This window comes from Pseudomonas sp. Pse35, from assembly GCF_024519715.1.
Taxonomy (GTDB): Bacteria; Pseudomonadota; Gammaproteobacteria; order Pseudomonadales; family Pseudomonadaceae; genus Aquipseudomonas; species Aquipseudomonas paracarnis.
The window spans coordinates 1-15,538 of the sequence record NZ_JALJRP010000023.1; the positions used below are offsets into that span (position 1 = coordinate 1).

Sequence of the window (15,538 nt, forward strand, 5' to 3'; positions counted from 1 at the left end):
CGATGCACCTGAACTTCGGTATCGACGTGATCAACCAGATCAAAATCGAAAACCCGCACTTGTGGGATGCCGAGATGAAAGAAGAAGCGACCCAGATGATCCTGCAAGGTACGCAGCTGGAGATCGAATATGCGCGGGATACCATGCCTCGTGGGGTGTTGGGCATGAATGCGGCGATGATGGAAGACTATCTGAAGTTCATCGCTAACCGTCGCCTGTCGCAGATCGGCTTGAAGGAAGAGTACCCAGGCACGACTAACCCGTTCCCGTGGATGAGCGAGATCATGGACTTGAAGAAAGAGAAGAACTTCTTCGAGACCCGTGTGATCGAGTATCAGACCGGCGGCGCGCTGAGCTGGGATTGATCCGGACTAAGCACTAAAGGAAGCCCTGGCATGTTCAGGGCTTTTTTTTCGTCGGTAAAAAAGGAATTTGCTATTTCTTGAAGTACATCACCTCAAACACCTGGCCCGGAAGGGTTCGGATCGCCCCCTCAATGCTGTAGCCTTGTGCCCCAATTGCCATCAGCGTTGTCACCGGTTTTACCGAAGAGATTTACGCCAAGATCGGAAGATTGGCACGGGAGTAGACTCCTGCTGTCACAGCTGATGCATGCTTAAAAACTATTAGATAGGACCGAGGCCAACCCGTGAACCCAGACATGCTCGAAGCCGGCCCCGCAGACGCCAAAGTACTTTCCGTCTTTGACTTCGACGGCACCCTCACCCACCACGACAGTTTCGTGCCCTTCCTCAAGTTTGCCTTTGGCCCCGGTGAGTTTTATGGCCGGATGGTCAAGCTGGCGGTGCCGGGGTTGCGGTTTTTGGTGCGGCAGATCAGCCGGGATGAGTTGAAGGCGCAGTTGATTCGCACCTTTATGACCGGGGTGGAGAAGGCTTGGGTTGAGCAGCAAGCGCAGGAATATTGCCAGGCGCGCTGGAGCAAGCTGATGCGCCCGAGCGGGTTGCAGTCAGTGGCGGATGAGGTGAAGTCCGGGGCGGTGGTGACGCTGTGTTCGGCGTCGCCGGCGTTGGTGTTGCAGCCGTTTGCCGACCGGCTTGGCATTCGTTTGATCGGCACTGAACTTGAGGTGGTGGATGGGGTGCTGACCGGCAAACTCACCGGGAATAATTGCCGTTGTGAGAACAAGGTGCTGCGCCTTGAAGCGGTTTATGGCGACCTGGGGGAGTATCGGCTCAGGGCCTGGGGTGATACGCGCGGGGATCGAGAGTTGCTGGCGGCGGCGCAGGATGCGCATTTTCGGCATTTTCATGCGAAGAAGAAAAAGCGAGCTCGGTTGCAGCGGTGATGCGGGGGGATGAGGTTGGCGGGGAGACCGAGGCGATCCCATCGCAGCCTCGCTGGGGCTCGACAGCTCCCACATTTGAGCTTTGTTGAGGCTTAGGCCGACGTCTTCAGGTCTACACCCAGCGCTGTGGCAAAGGCTTTTACCATCGGGCTTCTCGGCGCGTTGTGGCGCAGGATCAGGTTGAACGCGGTGCTTAAATGAACCTGCTGTGGGCACAGTGCGCGCAGGCGCCCTTCCCTCACCAGTGGCGTGGCGTAGTGTTCTGGCAGAAAGCCCAGGAAGCGGCCGGTGAGGATCAGGATGGCGACGGCTTCCACTTGTGAAGCCGAGGCGGACTGGCTGTCGTGGCCGACGAAGTTGGCCTTGTCGCGATGGATCGCATACCGATGGTTCACCACTTCGTATTGGCGAAGCGCATCGGGGGTGATGTCGCTCGCAGTGAACAAGGGATGCCCTACGGCGCAGTAGCCGTGGGCCTTTTCTTCGTAGAGCGGGAAGTAGTCGAATTCTTCACGGCGTTGGTACACCGGGACGATGCCGGCGACCAGGCGCCCTTCCACTACTCCGCGTTCAACTTCGTCCAATTGAGAGGCGTGTAGGCGCAATCTTATTTTTGGCGATTGGCGATGTAAGTTGCCCAGAGCGGTAATCAGCGGGGAATTGACATCAGAGACGGTGTTATCAATAACGCCCACACTCAGGTCGCCGATCAGTTCGTTTTGCGCCGAACTAAGCTTGTCGCGAAAACTGTCCACTGAGGTAAATAACTCGATGGATGCTTGATACACCAACTTGCCTTCTTCGGTCAGCCCGAACCCTTCGCGGCCCCGTGTGCACAGGCGCATGCCGATGCGAATCTCCAGGTCGGAGATCTGTTTGCTGATGGCCGCCAGGCCCACGTTCAGCTCGTTTTGCGCAGCACTGAAGCCGCCGGCTTCGACCACGGCCATAAATACCCGCAGCAATTTGAAGTCCAGCCCACTCAGTTGCAGCGGTGCTCGTGTGCCGGGTTTTGGCGGCAGGTTTCCAGAAGTGGAAAGTGGGGTTTCCATAATGCGCGTTGACCTCGAGTGCCATATTCAACAGGCTTGAACCCAATCCTTGAACATAGCCAGGCGGCGATAATGAACATAAACATCCGCCCTTGGCAACCTTGAATACGGCGCGTCAGATGCCGGTTCTACACCGATAAACGTCTGTTGAAACTGCCTCCGACTCTTCTAAAAACAAGCGTGAGGAATACCCATGTCCCAGCCCACCGACCGCCTTTGGGGCGCTCGTTTCAAGACCGGTCCGTCTGCGGCGTTGGCCGCGTTGTCGCGTTGCCCTGAGCGCTATTTTCGCCTGACGCCCTACGACCTGGCCGGCTCCTGCGCCCATGCCCGTGAGTTGCAGCGCGCTGGGTTGCTGGATGAGTCGGAGACTTTGCGTACCCTCGAGGCCCTGGACCGCATCGGTGAGGATTTTGCCGCCGGGCGCCTGCATCCCACCCTGGATGACGAGGACGTACACACCTTTATCGAACGCGTATTGACCGAGCGCCTGGGCGCCCTGGGCGGCAAGTTGCGTGCCGGACGCTCGCGCAATGACCAGACGGCCAATGATCTGCGCCTGTTCCTGCGCGACCATGCGCGCACCATCGCCAACGAGGTGCTGGGTTTGCAGCAGGCGCTGGTTGAGCAGGCCGAGCAACATGTGCAGAGCATCTGCCCGGGCTTCACCCATTTGCAGCAGGCGCAACCCATTGTGTTTGCCCATCACTTGCTGGCCCACGCGCAGTCGATGCTGCGCGATGTGCAGCGCCTGGTGGATTGGGATGCGCGTACGGCCCTGTCGCCGTTGGGCGCGGCCGCTATGGCAGGTTCGGCGATAGCGCGTCAGCCAGAGCACTCGGCCAGGGAAATGGGTTACACCGGGCCATGCGAAAACTCCATAGACGCCGTCGCCAGCCGTGACCATGTGGCGGAGTTCCTGTTTGTGGCCGGCATGCTCGGGGTGAATATTTCGCGGCTGTCGGAGGAGTTTTGCCTGTGGTCGTCGCGCCAGTTTCGCTGGGTAGTGCTGGACGATGCCTACGCCACCGGCAGTTCGATCATGCCGCAGAAAAAGAACCCGGACATTGCCGAATTGGCGCGGGGCAAGGCCGGGCGTTTGATCGGCAACCTGACCGGGCTGATGTCGACGCTCAAGTCGTTGCCGCTGTCGTACAACCGCGATTTGAGTGAAGACAAGCACTGCGTGTTGGATAGCGTGGACACCTTGCTGCTGGTATTGCCGGCGATGACCGGCATGGTGGCGACCATGAAGGTGCAGGTAGAGGAGTTGCGGCGCCAGGCGCCAATGGGCTTTACCTTGGCGACTGAGGTGGCGGACTGGCTGGCCACCCGTGGTGTGCCGTTCAAGGAGGCCCACGAGATTACCGGCGCGCTGGTGCAGGCCTGTGAGCAGCATGAGATTGAGTTGTGGCAAGCCTCACCGGCGATGTTGGCCGAGGTGGATGGGCGACTCACCCCGGACGTGCGCGACTGCCTGACCCTGGAGGCGGCGATTGCGGCGCGTAGTGGGTGGGGTGGGACGGCGCCGGAGCGGGTGAAGGAGCAGATTGGACGGTTGAAGATGGCGTTGGCGGCTCAGCAAAAGTGGACTGAAAGTTATCAAGGATTTCGGATTTAAGCCGGTGACGATCGTTCCCACGCACTGCGTGGGAATGCATCCCGTGACGCTCCGCGTCGTCACGTTACGCGCCAACGGCGGGACGCGGAGCGTCCGAGGCGGCGTTCCCACGCGGAGCGTGGGAACGATCACGCATCAAGAATAAATTTTGGAGTAGCAGCATGAACCAAACCCCGGCCGAGCGCTTGGAAGCCGAGCGCAAGTTGTCCGAAAACCAGTTCGATATCACCCAGTACGAGCACGTGCCGCGGCGCTATTACGGGCGGATGTTTTTTGCCACCCTGATCGTGATTGTGTTGGCGGCGCTGTTGCGCGCGTTTGCCAATGGCCAGATCGAATGGTCCTACATTGGCCAGTTCCTTACGTCGCAAGCCATCCTCTGGGGCCTGGTGAACACCATCGTCATGTCGATCCTGGCGATGGCATTGGGCGTAGTGATCGGAGTGATCACGGCGATCATGCGCATGTCGGCCAACCCGATCCTGCGTTACGTGGCCATCACCTACACCTGGTTGTTTCGCGGTACACCGCTGATTTTGCAGCTGCTGTTATGGTTCAACCTGGCGTTGATCTTCCCGGTGATCGCGATTCCGGGCCTGTTCAGCATCGACACCGTCGACCTGATGACGCCCTTCGTGGCCGCCCTGCTCGGCTTGAGCATCAACCAGGGCGCCTATACCGCTGAAGTGGTGCGTGCCGGCTTGCTGTCGGTGGACACCGGCCAATACGAGGCGGCCAAGTCCATCGGCATGCCGAGCCTGCAGGCGCTGCGCAGGATCATTCTGCCGCAGGCGATGCGCGTGATCATCCCGCCCGTAGGCAACGAGTTCATCAGCATGGTGAAAATGACCAGCCTGGCCAGTGTCATCCAGTACTCGGAGCTGTTGCACAACGCGCAAAACATCTACTACGCCAACGCCCGGGTGATGGAGCTGCTGATTGTGGCGGGCATCTGGTACCTAGCGGTGGTGACTGTTCTTTCATTCGGTCAAAGCCGCCTCGAGCGTCGTTTTGCCCGCGGCGCCGGCAAGCGTTCGTAAGCCTGGGTTGAGGAGATTTGCCCCATGAGAAGCATCGTCAAGGCTGTCAACCTGAACAAGTATTACGACCAGTATCACGCCCTGCGTGACATCAATATAGAGGTCGAGCAAGGCGAGGTGATGTGCATCATCGGCCCGTCCGGCTCGGGCAAAAGTACCCTGCTGCGTTGCGTCAATCAGCTGGAAAAGATCGACAAGGGCGGCCTGTGGGTCGATGGCGAATTGGTTGGTTATCGAGTGGTCGGCAACAAGCTGCACGAGATGAACGAAGCGCAGATCGCCCGCCAGCGCCTGGCCACCGGCATGGTGTTCCAGCGGTTCAATTTGTTCCCGCACATGACTGTGTTGCAAAACATCATCGAAGGCCCGTGCCAGGTGCTCAAGCGCTCGCCCAAGGAAGCCATCGAAGATGCGCTGGAACTGCTGGCCCGCGTTGGCCTGGCGGACAAGCGCAATGCCTACCCGGTGGAGTTGTCCGGCGGCCAGCAACAGCGTGTGGCAATTGCCCGGGCCTTGGCGATGCGCCCCAAGTTGATGCTGTTTGACGAACCCACCTCAGCCCTCGACCCGGAGCTGGTAGGCGAAGTGCTGTCGGTGATGCGCGATTTGGCCACCACCGGCATGACCATGATCGTGGTCACCCATGAATTGGGCTTCGCTCGCGAAGTGTCCAACCGCATGGTGTTTATGGACGCCGGCCAGATTGTGGAAGCCGGCAGCCCGGAAGACATTCTAATAAGCCCACAAAACCCGCGTACCCAAAGCTTTATTTCTGCCGTTCGCACTTAACTAAAAAACTAACGAGAACGCCCCTATGAAGAAGATATTTATCCCTACCTTGCTTGCAGGCCTGATGGCCTCCTCGTGTGTATTCGCGGCCTTGCCGCAAGCCATCAAGGACAAGGGTGAGATCAGCGCGGCCATCGTGCCGAACTACCCGCCGATGGACTTCAAGGACCCGGCCACCAACAAACTCACCGGTTTCGATTTCGACCTGGGCAACGCCCTGGCCGAGCGACTGGGCGTGAAGATCAAATGGCAGGAAACCGGCTTCGAACAGATGCTCAGCGGCCTGACCACCAAGCGCGTGGACATCGTGCTGTCGGGCATGACCGATACCGCCGAGCGCCAGAAAGCCGTGACCTTCATCGACTACTTCACCAGCGGCCCGCAGCTCTACACTTTGGCCAAGCGCAAAGAGATCAAGGAATTGACCGACCTGTGCGGTAAAAAAGTCGGCACCAGCCGCCGCACCACCTGGCCGTCTGAAATTACCGCCTGGAGCAAGGCAAACTGCGAAGCGGCGGGTAAGCCGGCAATCGTGGTGATCGGCACCGAAGGCTCGGCAGATGCCCGGGCGCAGTTGCAGCAGAACCGCCTGGATGCGGCGATGCAGGGCAGCGAGACCATTCCTTATTTGATGTCGCTGGACAAAGGCAAGTACAAGCCGGTGGGCCTGGCGATTTCCAAGCAATTCACCGGGCTTGGGATTGAGAAGAGCAATACCGAGTTGGTCACGGCGATCAGTGAGGCATTGCAGGGCATGATTGATGACGGGACTTACGGCAAGATCTTGAAAAAGTGGGATCTGGAACAAGGTGCGGTAGAAAAAATCACCATCAACTCTGGCCAATAACGCCATCGAATGTGGGAGCTGGCTTGCCTGCGATAAACGGTGGGTCAGCTAAAACAATGTTGGCTGTTACTCCGCTATCGCAGGCAAGCCAGCTCCCACACTCAATCTGCGTTCGCTGGTGATCTGAGTCGTGTAGGTAAGAATCACAAGGAGCCCACCCCACCGTGGCCACCTACTCCCTGGTAATCCGTCGCCTGATGATCTGCTCGGTGACCATCGTGGTCAGCCGTGCCATGACCAGCCCGTTGCTGGCCCTCTGGCTGAGCACGCGCCTGGGCCTCAACCAGCAGGACATCGGCCTGCTGATGGGGGTCGCCGTGTTCATCGCCACGCTCCTGGGTTTGTACGGCGGCTACATCATCGACCGCCTGGAAAAGCGCAAGCTGTTGATCCTGGCCATGCTCTCCAGCTCCATCGGTTTTTTGTTGCTGACCTTTGCCAGCAACCTCTACCTCACCACGCTGACCCTTGTTGTGACTGAAGCCGCGTCGGCGCTGTTCCTGATCGGATCCAAGGCGATCATCAGCGAAAACCTGCCGGTGGGTGAGCGCGCCAAGGTGTTTTCCCTGCGCTACACCCTGACCAATGTCGGCTATGCCACGGGCCCGATGTTGGGCGTAGTGATTGCCGGCCAATTGCCGTGGGCACCGTTTTTGATCGCCAGCGCCATTGCCTTTGGCAGCCTGTTCCTGATGATCGGCATTGCGCCGACCCAGCGCGACGACAGTCATAAGCCTCAGAGTTTCCTCAGCACCCTGCGCATCTTGCGCAGCGACCGCACGCTGATCCTCTTCACCAGCGGCAGCCTGTTGAGCACCATCGTCCATGGGCGCTACACCCTTTATCTGTCGCAGTTTTTGCTGGTGGCCTACACACCCGACCAGGCACTGAAAATTCTGTCTGCGGTGCTCGCCTGCAACGCCATCACCGTGATTTTGATGCAGTACCAAATCGGCCGATTTCTCAAGCGCGAGCAACTGCGCCATTGGATCGTGCTGGGCACCCTGCTGTTTATTGCCGGGTTGGTCGGCTTCAGCCAGGCGCACAGTCTGCTGACCTGGTGCCTGGCAATGTTCGTGTTCACCCTGGGCGAGATGATCATCTACCCCTCGGAGTTTCTGTTTATCGACACCATCGCGCCGGATGCACTACGCGGCAGTTATTACGGCGCACAGAACCTGGCCGCGTTTGGCGGGGCCATGAGCCCGGTGATTTGTGGCTATCTGCTGATCAATGCGGCGCCCACCAGCATGTTCTTTGCCCTGGCCGCACTCACGGCCATGGGTGGCACCCTGTGTTTCTTGAGCGGGCGACGCGTGGCAGGTTCTTGCTGATATTTACGCAAGATCCGGCTATTAATAGCCAAACCTCTGACGGACCCGAGCCCCATGAAATTCGACACGGCCTACAGCCTGAGTCTCGACGACAAGCTGTCAATCTACGACGTGCGAGATCTGAATTTCGATGAAACTACCGCCTTCGATTCCGACAAAGACAGCTTCCTGTGCCCCAACGACGCCTGCCGTGCGGCGTTCGATAGCGCCAATGCGTTGAGTACCTTCAACGCCAAGAACGTCAACTACCAGCGCACGCCGCACTTCAAGAACAAACCCGGCACGCGGCATATCGACGGCTGCCGCTATGCCGGCAGCCATAAACCTGCGACGGGTGAAAATGACGACGAGCGTGAGGAAAATTTCCCATCGGAATTTGTGCTGACGCGGCGACTGTACGAGCTTAGAACGCCGGTAGTCGGCACCGCTGGGAGCGTCCTGCAGGAGCCGACGAAAGTGCCCGCAAACCGCGCTACCACCTCTTCTGGCAGCAATGACTCGATCCCGGACAAAACCAGCGTATTCGCACACCCGGTGGAGTGCTACGTGTCCAACATCGATGACAAGGACAAGCTCAAGGCCATGCCCTTGAAGATCGGTGAGCACACGGCGACCTACTGGGCATTCTTCAAGAAGATCGAATACCTGCAAGACAACCAGGGTTTGATTTACTGGGGCAAGATCAAGACCATCAAGGACTACACCAGCAGCTTTCGCATCGACTTCGAAAAGAAGGTGTGGCTCGACAAGAAGCCCTATTCGGTAAATGTCTACCTGAGCAAAAAGCTTATCGAAAACTACCGCAAGCGCACGGCATTCCTGGAACAGATCAAGGCGGCGGCCAGCAGCGAACGGCCGCTGTATTGCTTTTTCTACGGGGTCACGCCGCAGCTTGTGCAGGTGCCCAGCCAGAAAAAACCCGAGCAGACGTTCGGGGTATTCAGCGCCAGGATCGAAAACCTGGATCACCTGATTATTCGCGAGGCGCCGGGGCTGGAATCATAAGGGGTTGCAACGCCAATGGATGAGCGGTAGAAACAACTGTACAAAAACACAGTATAGTTGCGCCTCCCCTGTCGAACCTGGAGAAACCCCATGTCCTCTCTGGCAATGAGTTCTTTCGTAGAACAACAGATCGTCTTGCATCAATTCACCACCAAACACTGCGCGCAGGCGCGCGTGATGCTGGGCTGGAGCCGCGAAGAGCTGGCTCGCCAGGCTGGCGTGGCGGTGCAAGCAATTGAGAAACTGGAAGGCCACGGCGACGTGGACGATGAAACTCGTTTGATCCTGGCGTTTCGCCTGGAGGCCGAAGGGCTGGTATTTTTCCCGGGGTTCGCGCCGGGGTGGGGGATGAGTGCGCGGCGGTTTGATACCGCCGCAGCGCAACCTTCTGCGCAAGGCCTCATTTCCCGGTTGATGGGTTCAACCACCGCAACCATTGACTCACAAACGCCTCAACCCAATGGTGCGTAGAGCCCAGGTGTTTCTCCGGGCGCTTCAATAGTTTCAAATGCACCCGTGGCGGTCGATTGAACCCTGGCACAACCTCTGCGAGGCAGCCGTCTGCAGAGGCTGATTCAAACTCAAGTGTCAGTAGTCTCAACCACGTCCTCTGTACTGGCAGGTGTCGGTGTGAAGGGAGCACCTGGGAGAAAAGCCGGTTTTTGAATGGCCTGTGAGGCTTGTTCATAACCATAGGCGACTGACAGCAAGGTCGCTTCACTGTTGGCGGAGCCATACACGTAAAGTGCCGTGGGCATGCCATCTTCATCCATGCCTGACGGAACGGATATGCCTGGGTACCCGGCCGCAGCGCTGAAAAAATAATTGTGGGACTGGAAGTTCGACACCATGGCGTCGAGCTTGTGCTCCTTCATGGGGTCATCAATGGTGTTCTGAAATATAGGAAGAATGGCTTTCCACAGCGCATCGCGATCTTCCTGGTTGGTCTGCACCCCATTGATCATTTCCAGCAGTTTCTGGTCAGGCTCACCAGGTTTCTGGGTGCGGTTGATAAAAGCAATCAGCTCAGAGAGTGATTTGACCGGCAAACCTTCTCGCCCAGCCAGGTAGCCTTCCAGCGCTTGCTTGACCTCCGAGAAAAGCGCGTTGTTATAATCGACATAGGTTTGTTCGGGGACGCCAGCATCCAACCGCGCCATCGGCACCAGAATCGCCCCTTGGGCCTTCATCACGTCGAGCGCCGCCTCATAATGCTTGCGGTCTGCTCGCTTGGCCGGGTCCTTGGCCTCCTCAGCGGACAACTCGGGTAAAGGGGTATAGCCAATTCGCTTGTCCTTCAAGGCGTCGGACTGCAGGCCCTTGGTGTAGGCAGTGGTCTCGGTCATTGCGTTAAGCGCTTCGGCCGCATCACAGATATTGCGGGTAAAAGTCCCCACCGCGTCCATGCGAGTGCTGGTCATGACGCCTTCGGTACTGACCAGGCCCGTCGTTGTTTTCAGGCCAAACACACCGTTGTAGGCGGCGGGGCTGATGATCGATCCGTTGGTTTCCAACCCCAGTGCCACAGGCACATGCCCTTGGGCGACCGCCACTGCCGAACCTGAACTCGACCCAGCCACCGGCCCTCCGAGTCGATGAGGGTTCAGCGTCTGGCCACCTCGGGAGCTCCAGCCATCCACAGGTAATAGTGACCGAAAGTTGGACAGCTCACTCATATTGGTTTTCCCCACAATCACCACCCCGTGCTTCAACAAATTGTCGACAACCTTGGCGGTTTTAGTGGCCGGCGCGCCCACCAAGGCCTTCGAACCTGCACTGGTCTGCATGCGGTCGTTGGTTTCGAAGACATCCTTCAGCGCTATCGGCACGCCATGCAAGTGCTTGAGTACGCGGCCATTGGCACGTTCCTGGTCGCGGGCCTTCGCCTCCCTCATAGCATCCGGGTTGGTTTCCAAAAACGCATTGCCGCCCTGTAGCCCACGATCAATATTGGCAATCTGCTTGAGCGAGTCCCTCAACAGTGACTCTGAGGTAACGCCGCCACCTTGGCCCATCTCCAATGACATCTGGCAGGCACTCTTGAAACCTTGCACAGGGTTTGCAAGTTCCTGAAGCAGGCCTGTCGCCCATCCACTTACCGAAACTGGTCCGATCATGAAATTCCCCTCTGTCTAACTGGATGTGAGCGTTATCGGTCGATAACACCGCACCAGTCTAAGAGCCGACACCCCATCACTATTTCGGGCGAATCCTGCTGCTGCGTCCTACTCTTCCCAGCCCGACGTAGTCTTCAATAACGTCTATGGCCGTAGCTGGCGGTAAGCGCGTACCAGTGCCGCCAAACGATCACCTGCCCAGCGTGCACCGTAAAACCAGACTCTGGAGCCATCCTCCAGGGTTTCACACACCGTGGGGTATCCGCTTCTCGAGGCGTTATGAAAGGCGGCTTCGGGGTCCTCCGACACCAAGGCATCCAGGCGAAGGCCTGCCACCCGCTCATCGATTTCACGACAGGCCTGCTGATTGTCGCCGCTGCGCTGCATGTCCACCGCTACCCATTGGACACCGGCCCTGCGCAGGGTGTCGAAGACTCGGTGCAAGGCCTCACTGTGTTCGACCCGTTCAACGTGATTGCCCTGCACATAGCGCTCGACATACCCGACCCGATAGCCCGTCAACGCCCGCGTGGCGGTGAACGTGGTGTTATTCAACACGAGCGGTACCTCTACCATCACCGGTTCGGTAGGATCCTCGCCGCTGAGGGCGACAAGTGATAGCGCGGGGTCACGCACCGGCCGTAGATGGGGCGCCAGGGCGTTATACCCTGGGATGAGCATGGCGCCCGCAGCCTGTTCGGTGCCAAAGACAATAGAGGTGGGTGCAGCATGGGGGGGTGAAGCAGGTACGTCGGCGGCGTTCATTGGCGGGGGTAGCGGTTGGGCTGGGGCACAAGGCACCCCTATTTTCCAAAGCTTCTTACAGTGGCTGTCCATCGAAACATCCTCCCGGAAATAAAATTCCCGCGGGATCATCGCACTCTCATTTGACCTTTGTCGCAGAGCAGAAATTCGCTGAAAAACTCTTTTCCAAGCGGGCCATCGGCTCAGCTTGCTGCGTGTTCGTTGACCGGTTGAGGCTCCACTTCCAGCCACCAGGCTTGCCCGCGCTCAGGCTGGTTCAAGCGAAAAGCCTGACCCATCGCCGGAGTGGTGATCGAGATATTGCGCTCCCAGGCCAGGGCCATGATGCGGTCGAAGGGCTCATGCCAGGCGTGGAAGGCCAGATCGAAGGTGCCGTTGTGAATCGGCAGAAGCCAGCGCCCTTTCAGATCGATATGCGCCTGCAGCGTTTGCTCCGGCTGCATGTGCACATGGGGCCAATCGACATTGTAAGCGCCGGTTTCCATCAGGGTCAGGTCGAACGGCCCGTACTGCTCGCCGATGCGTTTGAAACCGTCGAAATAGCCAGTATCGCCACTGAAAAATATACGTCGCGTAGCGTCGATCATTACCCATGAGCACCACAGGGTCTGGTTGCCATCAAACAGGCCGCGCCCTGAAAAGTGCTGGGCCGGCGTGCAGACAAAACGAACGCCATCGACTTCGATGCCCTGCCACCACTCCAGCTGGCGCACTTTGCTGGCGTCTACGCCCCATTTGACCAGCGTGTCACCCACGCCCAGGGGCGCCAGGAAGTAGCGGGTCTTTTCGGCCAATTGGACCACCGCTTTACGGTCGAGATGGTCGTAATGATTATGGGAAAGGATCACCGCTTCCAGCGCTGGCAGCTCATCAAGACTGATGGGCGGCTGATGAAAACGCTTGGGGCCGGCCCAACTGAACGGCGAGGCGCGTTCGGCAAACACAGGGTCGGTGACCCAGAATTTACCACGCAGTTTCAGCAGCACGGTTGAATGGCCGAGGCGATACACGCTGTGATCAGGGGCGGCCAATAACTGCTCGCGGGTCAGTGGCTGTACCGGAATCTGCCCCACCGGCCGTGTCGTGCGCGGCTTGTTGAATAGCATGTTCCAGAAAATGCGCAGGGTCTTGCCCAAGCCACCGTGCTGCACCGGAGTGTCGTTGCTGAAGTGCCCCAGGCCCTGCTCGGCAGGCTTGGGCGCCGAGGGCGCCGGGTCGAGACGGGTTGAAATAGTGGCCATGACGATGTGACTCCGGCGGTCCGCTCAAGTATTACACTGCACAGTGTAGTTTCTAGATTGCAACAAAATCCGGAGCAAGTAAACTGCCCGGTGTAATTTCATTGTTGAGTCGAATGCCTTCCATGACTGCCCCCAAACGCCTCACCGAGCGTAAACGCGAAGCCATCGTGGCTGCGGCGATTGCCGAATTTCGCGAGAACGGCTTCGAGGTCACCAGCATGGACAAAATCGCCGCAACTGCTGGCGTTTCCAAGCGCACGGTGTACAACCATTTCCCCAGCAAGGAAGAACTGTTCGCCGAGATCCTCCACCAACTATGGGCCAGCAGCGTTGCCCAGCTGGACGTGATCTATACGAGCGACCGTCCGCTGCGCGACCAACTGCGCACGTTGCTGGAAGCGAAAATGCAGATGATGTCGGACGCCAACTTCCTCGACCTGGCACGCGTAGCCATTGCTGCCACCATTCATTCGCCGGAACGCGCTCAAGACATGGTCAACCGCCTCAGCGCACGAGAAGAAGGCTTTACCCAATGGGTGCGCGCCGCCCAGGAAGACGGCCGCCTCACCTGCACCGACCCGGGGTTCGCCGCCCACCAGATCCAAAGCCTGCTCAAGGCCTTTGCATTCTGGCCGCAGATTACCCTCGGCCAGCCCACCCTCGACCCCGCCGCCCAGGCAGGTGTTATCGAATCAGCCATCGACCTGTTCCTGGCCGGCTACGAAGTCAGCACTCCGCCCTCATACTAAGGCGCGTTATTGCAGAGCGTTTTGGCGTATTCCGCCCGTTGCGTGGCCGCCCATCCGGCCTGAGTTGTCTGATGACACCTCGTCTGAAACTTCATTCGCCGGCTTGCCGCAATAGCATAATGCCGCCATTGGTCGCCTGGTCAAAATAGTCCTGCCTGACGGGCGAACTTCCAGGTCGGTTGATCACTCTGACACCGTTGTTCTACCCCCCTCTGTCAGCATCAGGAAGCTGGCAATGAGCAAGTCAACCGTAAGGCCAGGGGCCCTACGGGGTCAGGCGCAAATACATGGACCCCGCATACGCTTGCATGCCCGAGCCCTCCACCATGCTATTCAACGCTCACAAGAAAACCATCAGTACCCTGCAACACAGCCTAGCCCAACAGACCAGCCTGCTGGACGCCATCGAACGCTCCATGGCCGTGATCGAATTCGACCTGCAAGGCACCGTGCTGCGCGCCAATGACAACTTCATCAAGACCATGGGCTACCGCGCCGAACAGATCCTGGGCCAGCCCCATCGGATGTTCTGTACCCCGGCGTTCGCCCGCAGCGCGGACTACAACCAGCTGTGGACGCACCTGCGAAACGGCCAATTCCAGTCGGGCACCTTTGAACGAGTAGGCGCCAACGGCGCCTCGGTGTGGCTGGAAGCCAGCTATAACCCGGTACGGGATGAGGCGGGGAATGTGATCAAAGTGGTGAAATACGCCATGGACGTCACCCCGCGTCTGCAAGCCGAAAGCGAAGCCAACGCCAAGCTCGAAGCCATCGACCGCGCCATGGCGATGATCGAGTTCAACCTCGACGGCACCATCATCACCGCAAACGACAATTTCCTGCAGCGCATGGGCTACAGCCTGGCGCAGATCCAGGGCAAGCATCACCGCCTGTTTTGCACACCCGAGCTGGCCAACAGTGCGGCCTACAGCGAGTTCTGGAAGCGCTTGAACCAGGGCGAGCTGTTCAATGGCCAGTTCGAGCGGGTGGACAAACACGGCCAGGTCGTGTGGCTGGAAGCCAACTACAACCCGGTGTACGACGCCAGCGGGCGCCTGTGCAAAGTGGTGAAGTTCGCCTCGGATGTCACCGCCCGCGTGCGACAGCATGCCGCTGACGCACAGAGCGCCGCCCAGGCTTACCACCTGTCGTTGAACACCCAGGAGATGGCGGAAAAAGGCGCCGAGGTGATTCAGAAAACCGCCAGCGGCATGCGCGAAATCGCCGTGGATATCGACACCTCTTCGCAACTGATCGCCAAACTCGGCGAACGCTCGCAACAGATCACCGCCATCGTCAATACCATTCGCGGCATTGCCGACCAGACCAATCTGCTGGCCCTCAACGCCGCCATTGAAGCCGCCCGCGCCGGCGAGCAGGGCCGTGGCTTTGCCGTGGTGGCCGATGAAGTGCGGCAACTGGCGGCGCGTACCAGCGGCTCCACCGCCGAAATCTCCGGCATGATCGCCATGATCCAGGACGAAACCCGCCAAGCCATCGACAGCATGGACGCCACCCGCGACCGCGCCGCCCAGGGTGTGGAACTGGCCAACCAGGCCGGCACGGTGATCCTGCAGATTCGCGAAGGCACCGGCGAAGCAGTACAAGCGGTAAGTGCGTTTGCCAATGAGCGGGGCAATCGCTGAGCCATTGGCGCTGGCTGTCTGCA

16 protein-coding genes are annotated in these 15,538 nt (G+C 58.8%); 12 read left to right on the plus strand and 4 right to left on the minus strand.

The annotated features are described in order from the left end of the window. From OC445_RS18805 to OC445_RS18815, 3 genes are all read left to right on the plus strand, one after another. On the plus strand, positions 1–365 hold a 365-nt coding region (locus tag OC445_RS18805; RefSeq protein ID WP_081372198.1), incomplete at its 5' end, for a ribonucleotide-diphosphate reductase subunit beta. 67 nt (positions 366–432) lie between these two features. Beyond that, a complete protein-coding gene (locus tag OC445_RS18810; RefSeq protein WP_410055959.1) occupies positions 433–609 on the plus strand; it encodes an HNH endonuclease in 177 nt (58 codons plus the stop codon). A 52-nt stretch (positions 610–661) separates the two neighbouring features. Beyond that, on the plus strand, positions 662–1,309 hold the full coding sequence (locus OC445_RS18815) for an HAD-IB family hydrolase (RefSeq protein WP_054918285.1): 648 nt from the start codon (positions 662–664) through the stop codon (positions 1,307–1,309). 92 nt (positions 1,310–1,401) lie between these two features. Here the strand turns inward: OC445_RS18815 and OC445_RS18820 are convergent, their stop codons facing one another. Further along, the gene (locus OC445_RS18820) at positions 1,402–2,361 is read right to left on the minus strand and encodes a LysR family transcriptional regulator (RefSeq protein ID WP_057975151.1); all 960 of its coding nucleotides are present in this window, start codon (positions 2,359–2,361) and stop codon (positions 1,402–1,404) included. Between the two features lie 193 nt (positions 2,362–2,554). Here OC445_RS18820 and argH point away from each other — a divergent pair, with 193 nt between their 5' ends. The 7 genes from argH to OC445_RS18855 all read left to right on the plus strand — a co-directional run bounded on the left by argH (position 2,555) and on the right by OC445_RS18855 (position 9,468). Further along, on the plus strand, positions 2,555–3,982 hold the full coding sequence (gene argH / locus OC445_RS18825) for an argininosuccinate lyase (protein WP_057975150.1): 1,428 nt from the start codon (positions 2,555–2,557) through the stop codon (positions 3,980–3,982). Between the two features lie 161 nt (positions 3,983–4,143). Beyond that, positions 4,144–5,022 (plus strand): amino acid ABC transporter permease, encoded by an 879-nt coding sequence (locus tag OC445_RS18830; RefSeq protein ID WP_019819278.1) that lies wholly within the window; start codon positions 4,144–4,146, stop codon positions 5,020–5,022. Positions 5,023–5,046: 24 nt separating this feature from the next. Continuing rightward, positions 5,047–5,811, plus strand: coding sequence for an amino acid ABC transporter ATP-binding protein (locus OC445_RS18835; RefSeq protein ID WP_003193648.1), 765 nt, complete (start codon positions 5,047–5,049; stop codon positions 5,809–5,811). A 25-nt stretch (positions 5,812–5,836) separates the two neighbouring features. Beyond that, the gene (locus OC445_RS18840; RefSeq protein ID WP_262020285.1) at positions 5,837–6,658 is read left to right on the plus strand and encodes an ABC transporter substrate-binding protein; all 822 of its coding nucleotides are present in this window, start codon (positions 5,837–5,839) and stop codon (positions 6,656–6,658) included. Positions 6,659–6,822: 164 nt separating this feature from the next. Continuing rightward, positions 6,823–7,992: an MFS transporter gene (locus OC445_RS18845; protein WP_054896734.1), complete on the plus strand. Its 1,170-nt coding sequence runs from the start codon at positions 6,823–6,825 to the stop codon at positions 7,990–7,992. 54 nt (positions 7,993–8,046) lie between these two features. Next, positions 8,047–8,997 carry a hypothetical protein gene (locus tag OC445_RS18850; protein WP_054896733.1) on the plus strand — a complete coding sequence of 317 codons (951 nt, stop codon included), beginning with the start codon at positions 8,047–8,049 and terminating at the stop codon, positions 8,995–8,997. Between the two features lie 90 nt (positions 8,998–9,087). Continuing rightward, positions 9,088–9,468: a helix-turn-helix domain-containing protein gene (locus tag OC445_RS18855; protein WP_054896732.1), complete on the plus strand. Its 381-nt coding sequence runs from the start codon at positions 9,088–9,090 to the stop codon at positions 9,466–9,468. A 110-nt stretch (positions 9,469–9,578) separates the two neighbouring features. Here OC445_RS18855 and OC445_RS18860 read toward each other — a convergent pair whose 3' ends face one another. From OC445_RS18860 to OC445_RS18870, 3 genes are all read right to left on the minus strand, one after another. Further along, on the minus strand, positions 9,579–11,114 hold the full coding sequence (locus OC445_RS18860; RefSeq protein WP_229999917.1) for an amidase family protein: 1,536 nt from the start codon (positions 11,112–11,114) through the stop codon (positions 9,579–9,581). Between the two features lie 144 nt (positions 11,115–11,258). Beyond that, on the minus strand, positions 11,259–11,795 hold the full coding sequence (locus OC445_RS18865) for a hypothetical protein (RefSeq protein WP_229999914.1): 537 nt from the start codon (positions 11,793–11,795) through the stop codon (positions 11,259–11,261). Between the two features lie 266 nt (positions 11,796–12,061). Then, on the minus strand, positions 12,062–13,120 hold the full coding sequence (locus OC445_RS18870) for an MBL fold metallo-hydrolase (RefSeq protein ID WP_054896731.1): 1,059 nt from the start codon (positions 13,118–13,120) through the stop codon (positions 12,062–12,064). A gap of 122 nt (positions 13,121–13,242) precedes the next feature. Here OC445_RS18870 and OC445_RS18875 point away from each other — a divergent pair, with 122 nt between their 5' ends. Together OC445_RS18875 and OC445_RS18880 are read left to right on the plus strand one after the other, a co-directional pair. Further along, positions 13,243–13,869: a TetR/AcrR family transcriptional regulator gene (locus OC445_RS18875; RefSeq protein WP_034128571.1), complete on the plus strand. Its 627-nt coding sequence runs from the start codon at positions 13,243–13,245 to the stop codon at positions 13,867–13,869. Between the two features lie 326 nt (positions 13,870–14,195). Next, positions 14,196–15,515: a methyl-accepting chemotaxis protein gene (locus OC445_RS18880; RefSeq protein WP_181123968.1), complete on the plus strand. Its 1,320-nt coding sequence runs from the start codon at positions 14,196–14,198 to the stop codon at positions 15,513–15,515. Positions 15,516–15,538: the final 23 nt, after the last annotated feature.

Bases quoted from the DNA above. Each gene is read 5' to 3' on its own strand.
- OC445_RS18815 (WP_054918285.1), top strand. From the start codon at position 662: ATGCTCGAAGCCGGCCCCGCAGACGCCAAAGTACTTTCCGTCTTTGAC.
- OC445_RS18820 (WP_057975151.1), bottom strand. From the start codon at position 2,361: ATGGAAACCCCACTTTCCACTTCTGGAAACCTGCCGCCAAAACCCGGC.
- argH (WP_057975150.1), top strand. From the start codon at position 2,555: ATGTCCCAGCCCACCGACCGCCTTTGGGGCGCTCGTTTCAAGACCGGT.
- OC445_RS18830 (WP_019819278.1), top strand. From the start codon at position 4,144: ATGAACCAAACCCCGGCCGAGCGCTTGGAAGCCGAGCGCAAGTTGTCC.
- OC445_RS18835 (WP_003193648.1), top strand. From the start codon at position 5,047: ATGAGAAGCATCGTCAAGGCTGTCAACCTGAACAAGTATTACGACCAG.
- OC445_RS18840 (WP_262020285.1), top strand. From the start codon at position 5,837: ATGAAGAAGATATTTATCCCTACCTTGCTTGCAGGCCTGATGGCCTCC.
- OC445_RS18850 (WP_054896733.1), top strand. From the start codon at position 8,047: ATGAAATTCGACACGGCCTACAGCCTGAGTCTCGACGACAAGCTGTCA.
- OC445_RS18855 (WP_054896732.1), top strand. From the start codon at position 9,088: ATGTCCTCTCTGGCAATGAGTTCTTTCGTAGAACAACAGATCGTCTTG.
- OC445_RS18860 (WP_229999917.1), bottom strand. From the start codon at position 11,114: ATGATCGGACCAGTTTCGGTAAGTGGATGGGCGACAGGCCTGCTTCAG.
- OC445_RS18865 (WP_229999914.1), bottom strand. From the start codon at position 11,795: ATGCTCATCCCAGGGTATAACGCCCTGGCGCCCCATCTACGGCCGGTG.
- OC445_RS18870 (WP_054896731.1), bottom strand. From the start codon at position 13,120: ATGGCCACTATTTCAACCCGTCTCGACCCGGCGCCCTCGGCGCCCAAG.
- OC445_RS18875 (WP_034128571.1), top strand. From the start codon at position 13,243: ATGACTGCCCCCAAACGCCTCACCGAGCGTAAACGCGAAGCCATCGTG.
- OC445_RS18880 (WP_181123968.1), top strand. From the start codon at position 14,196: ATGCTATTCAACGCTCACAAGAAAACCATCAGTACCCTGCAACACAGC.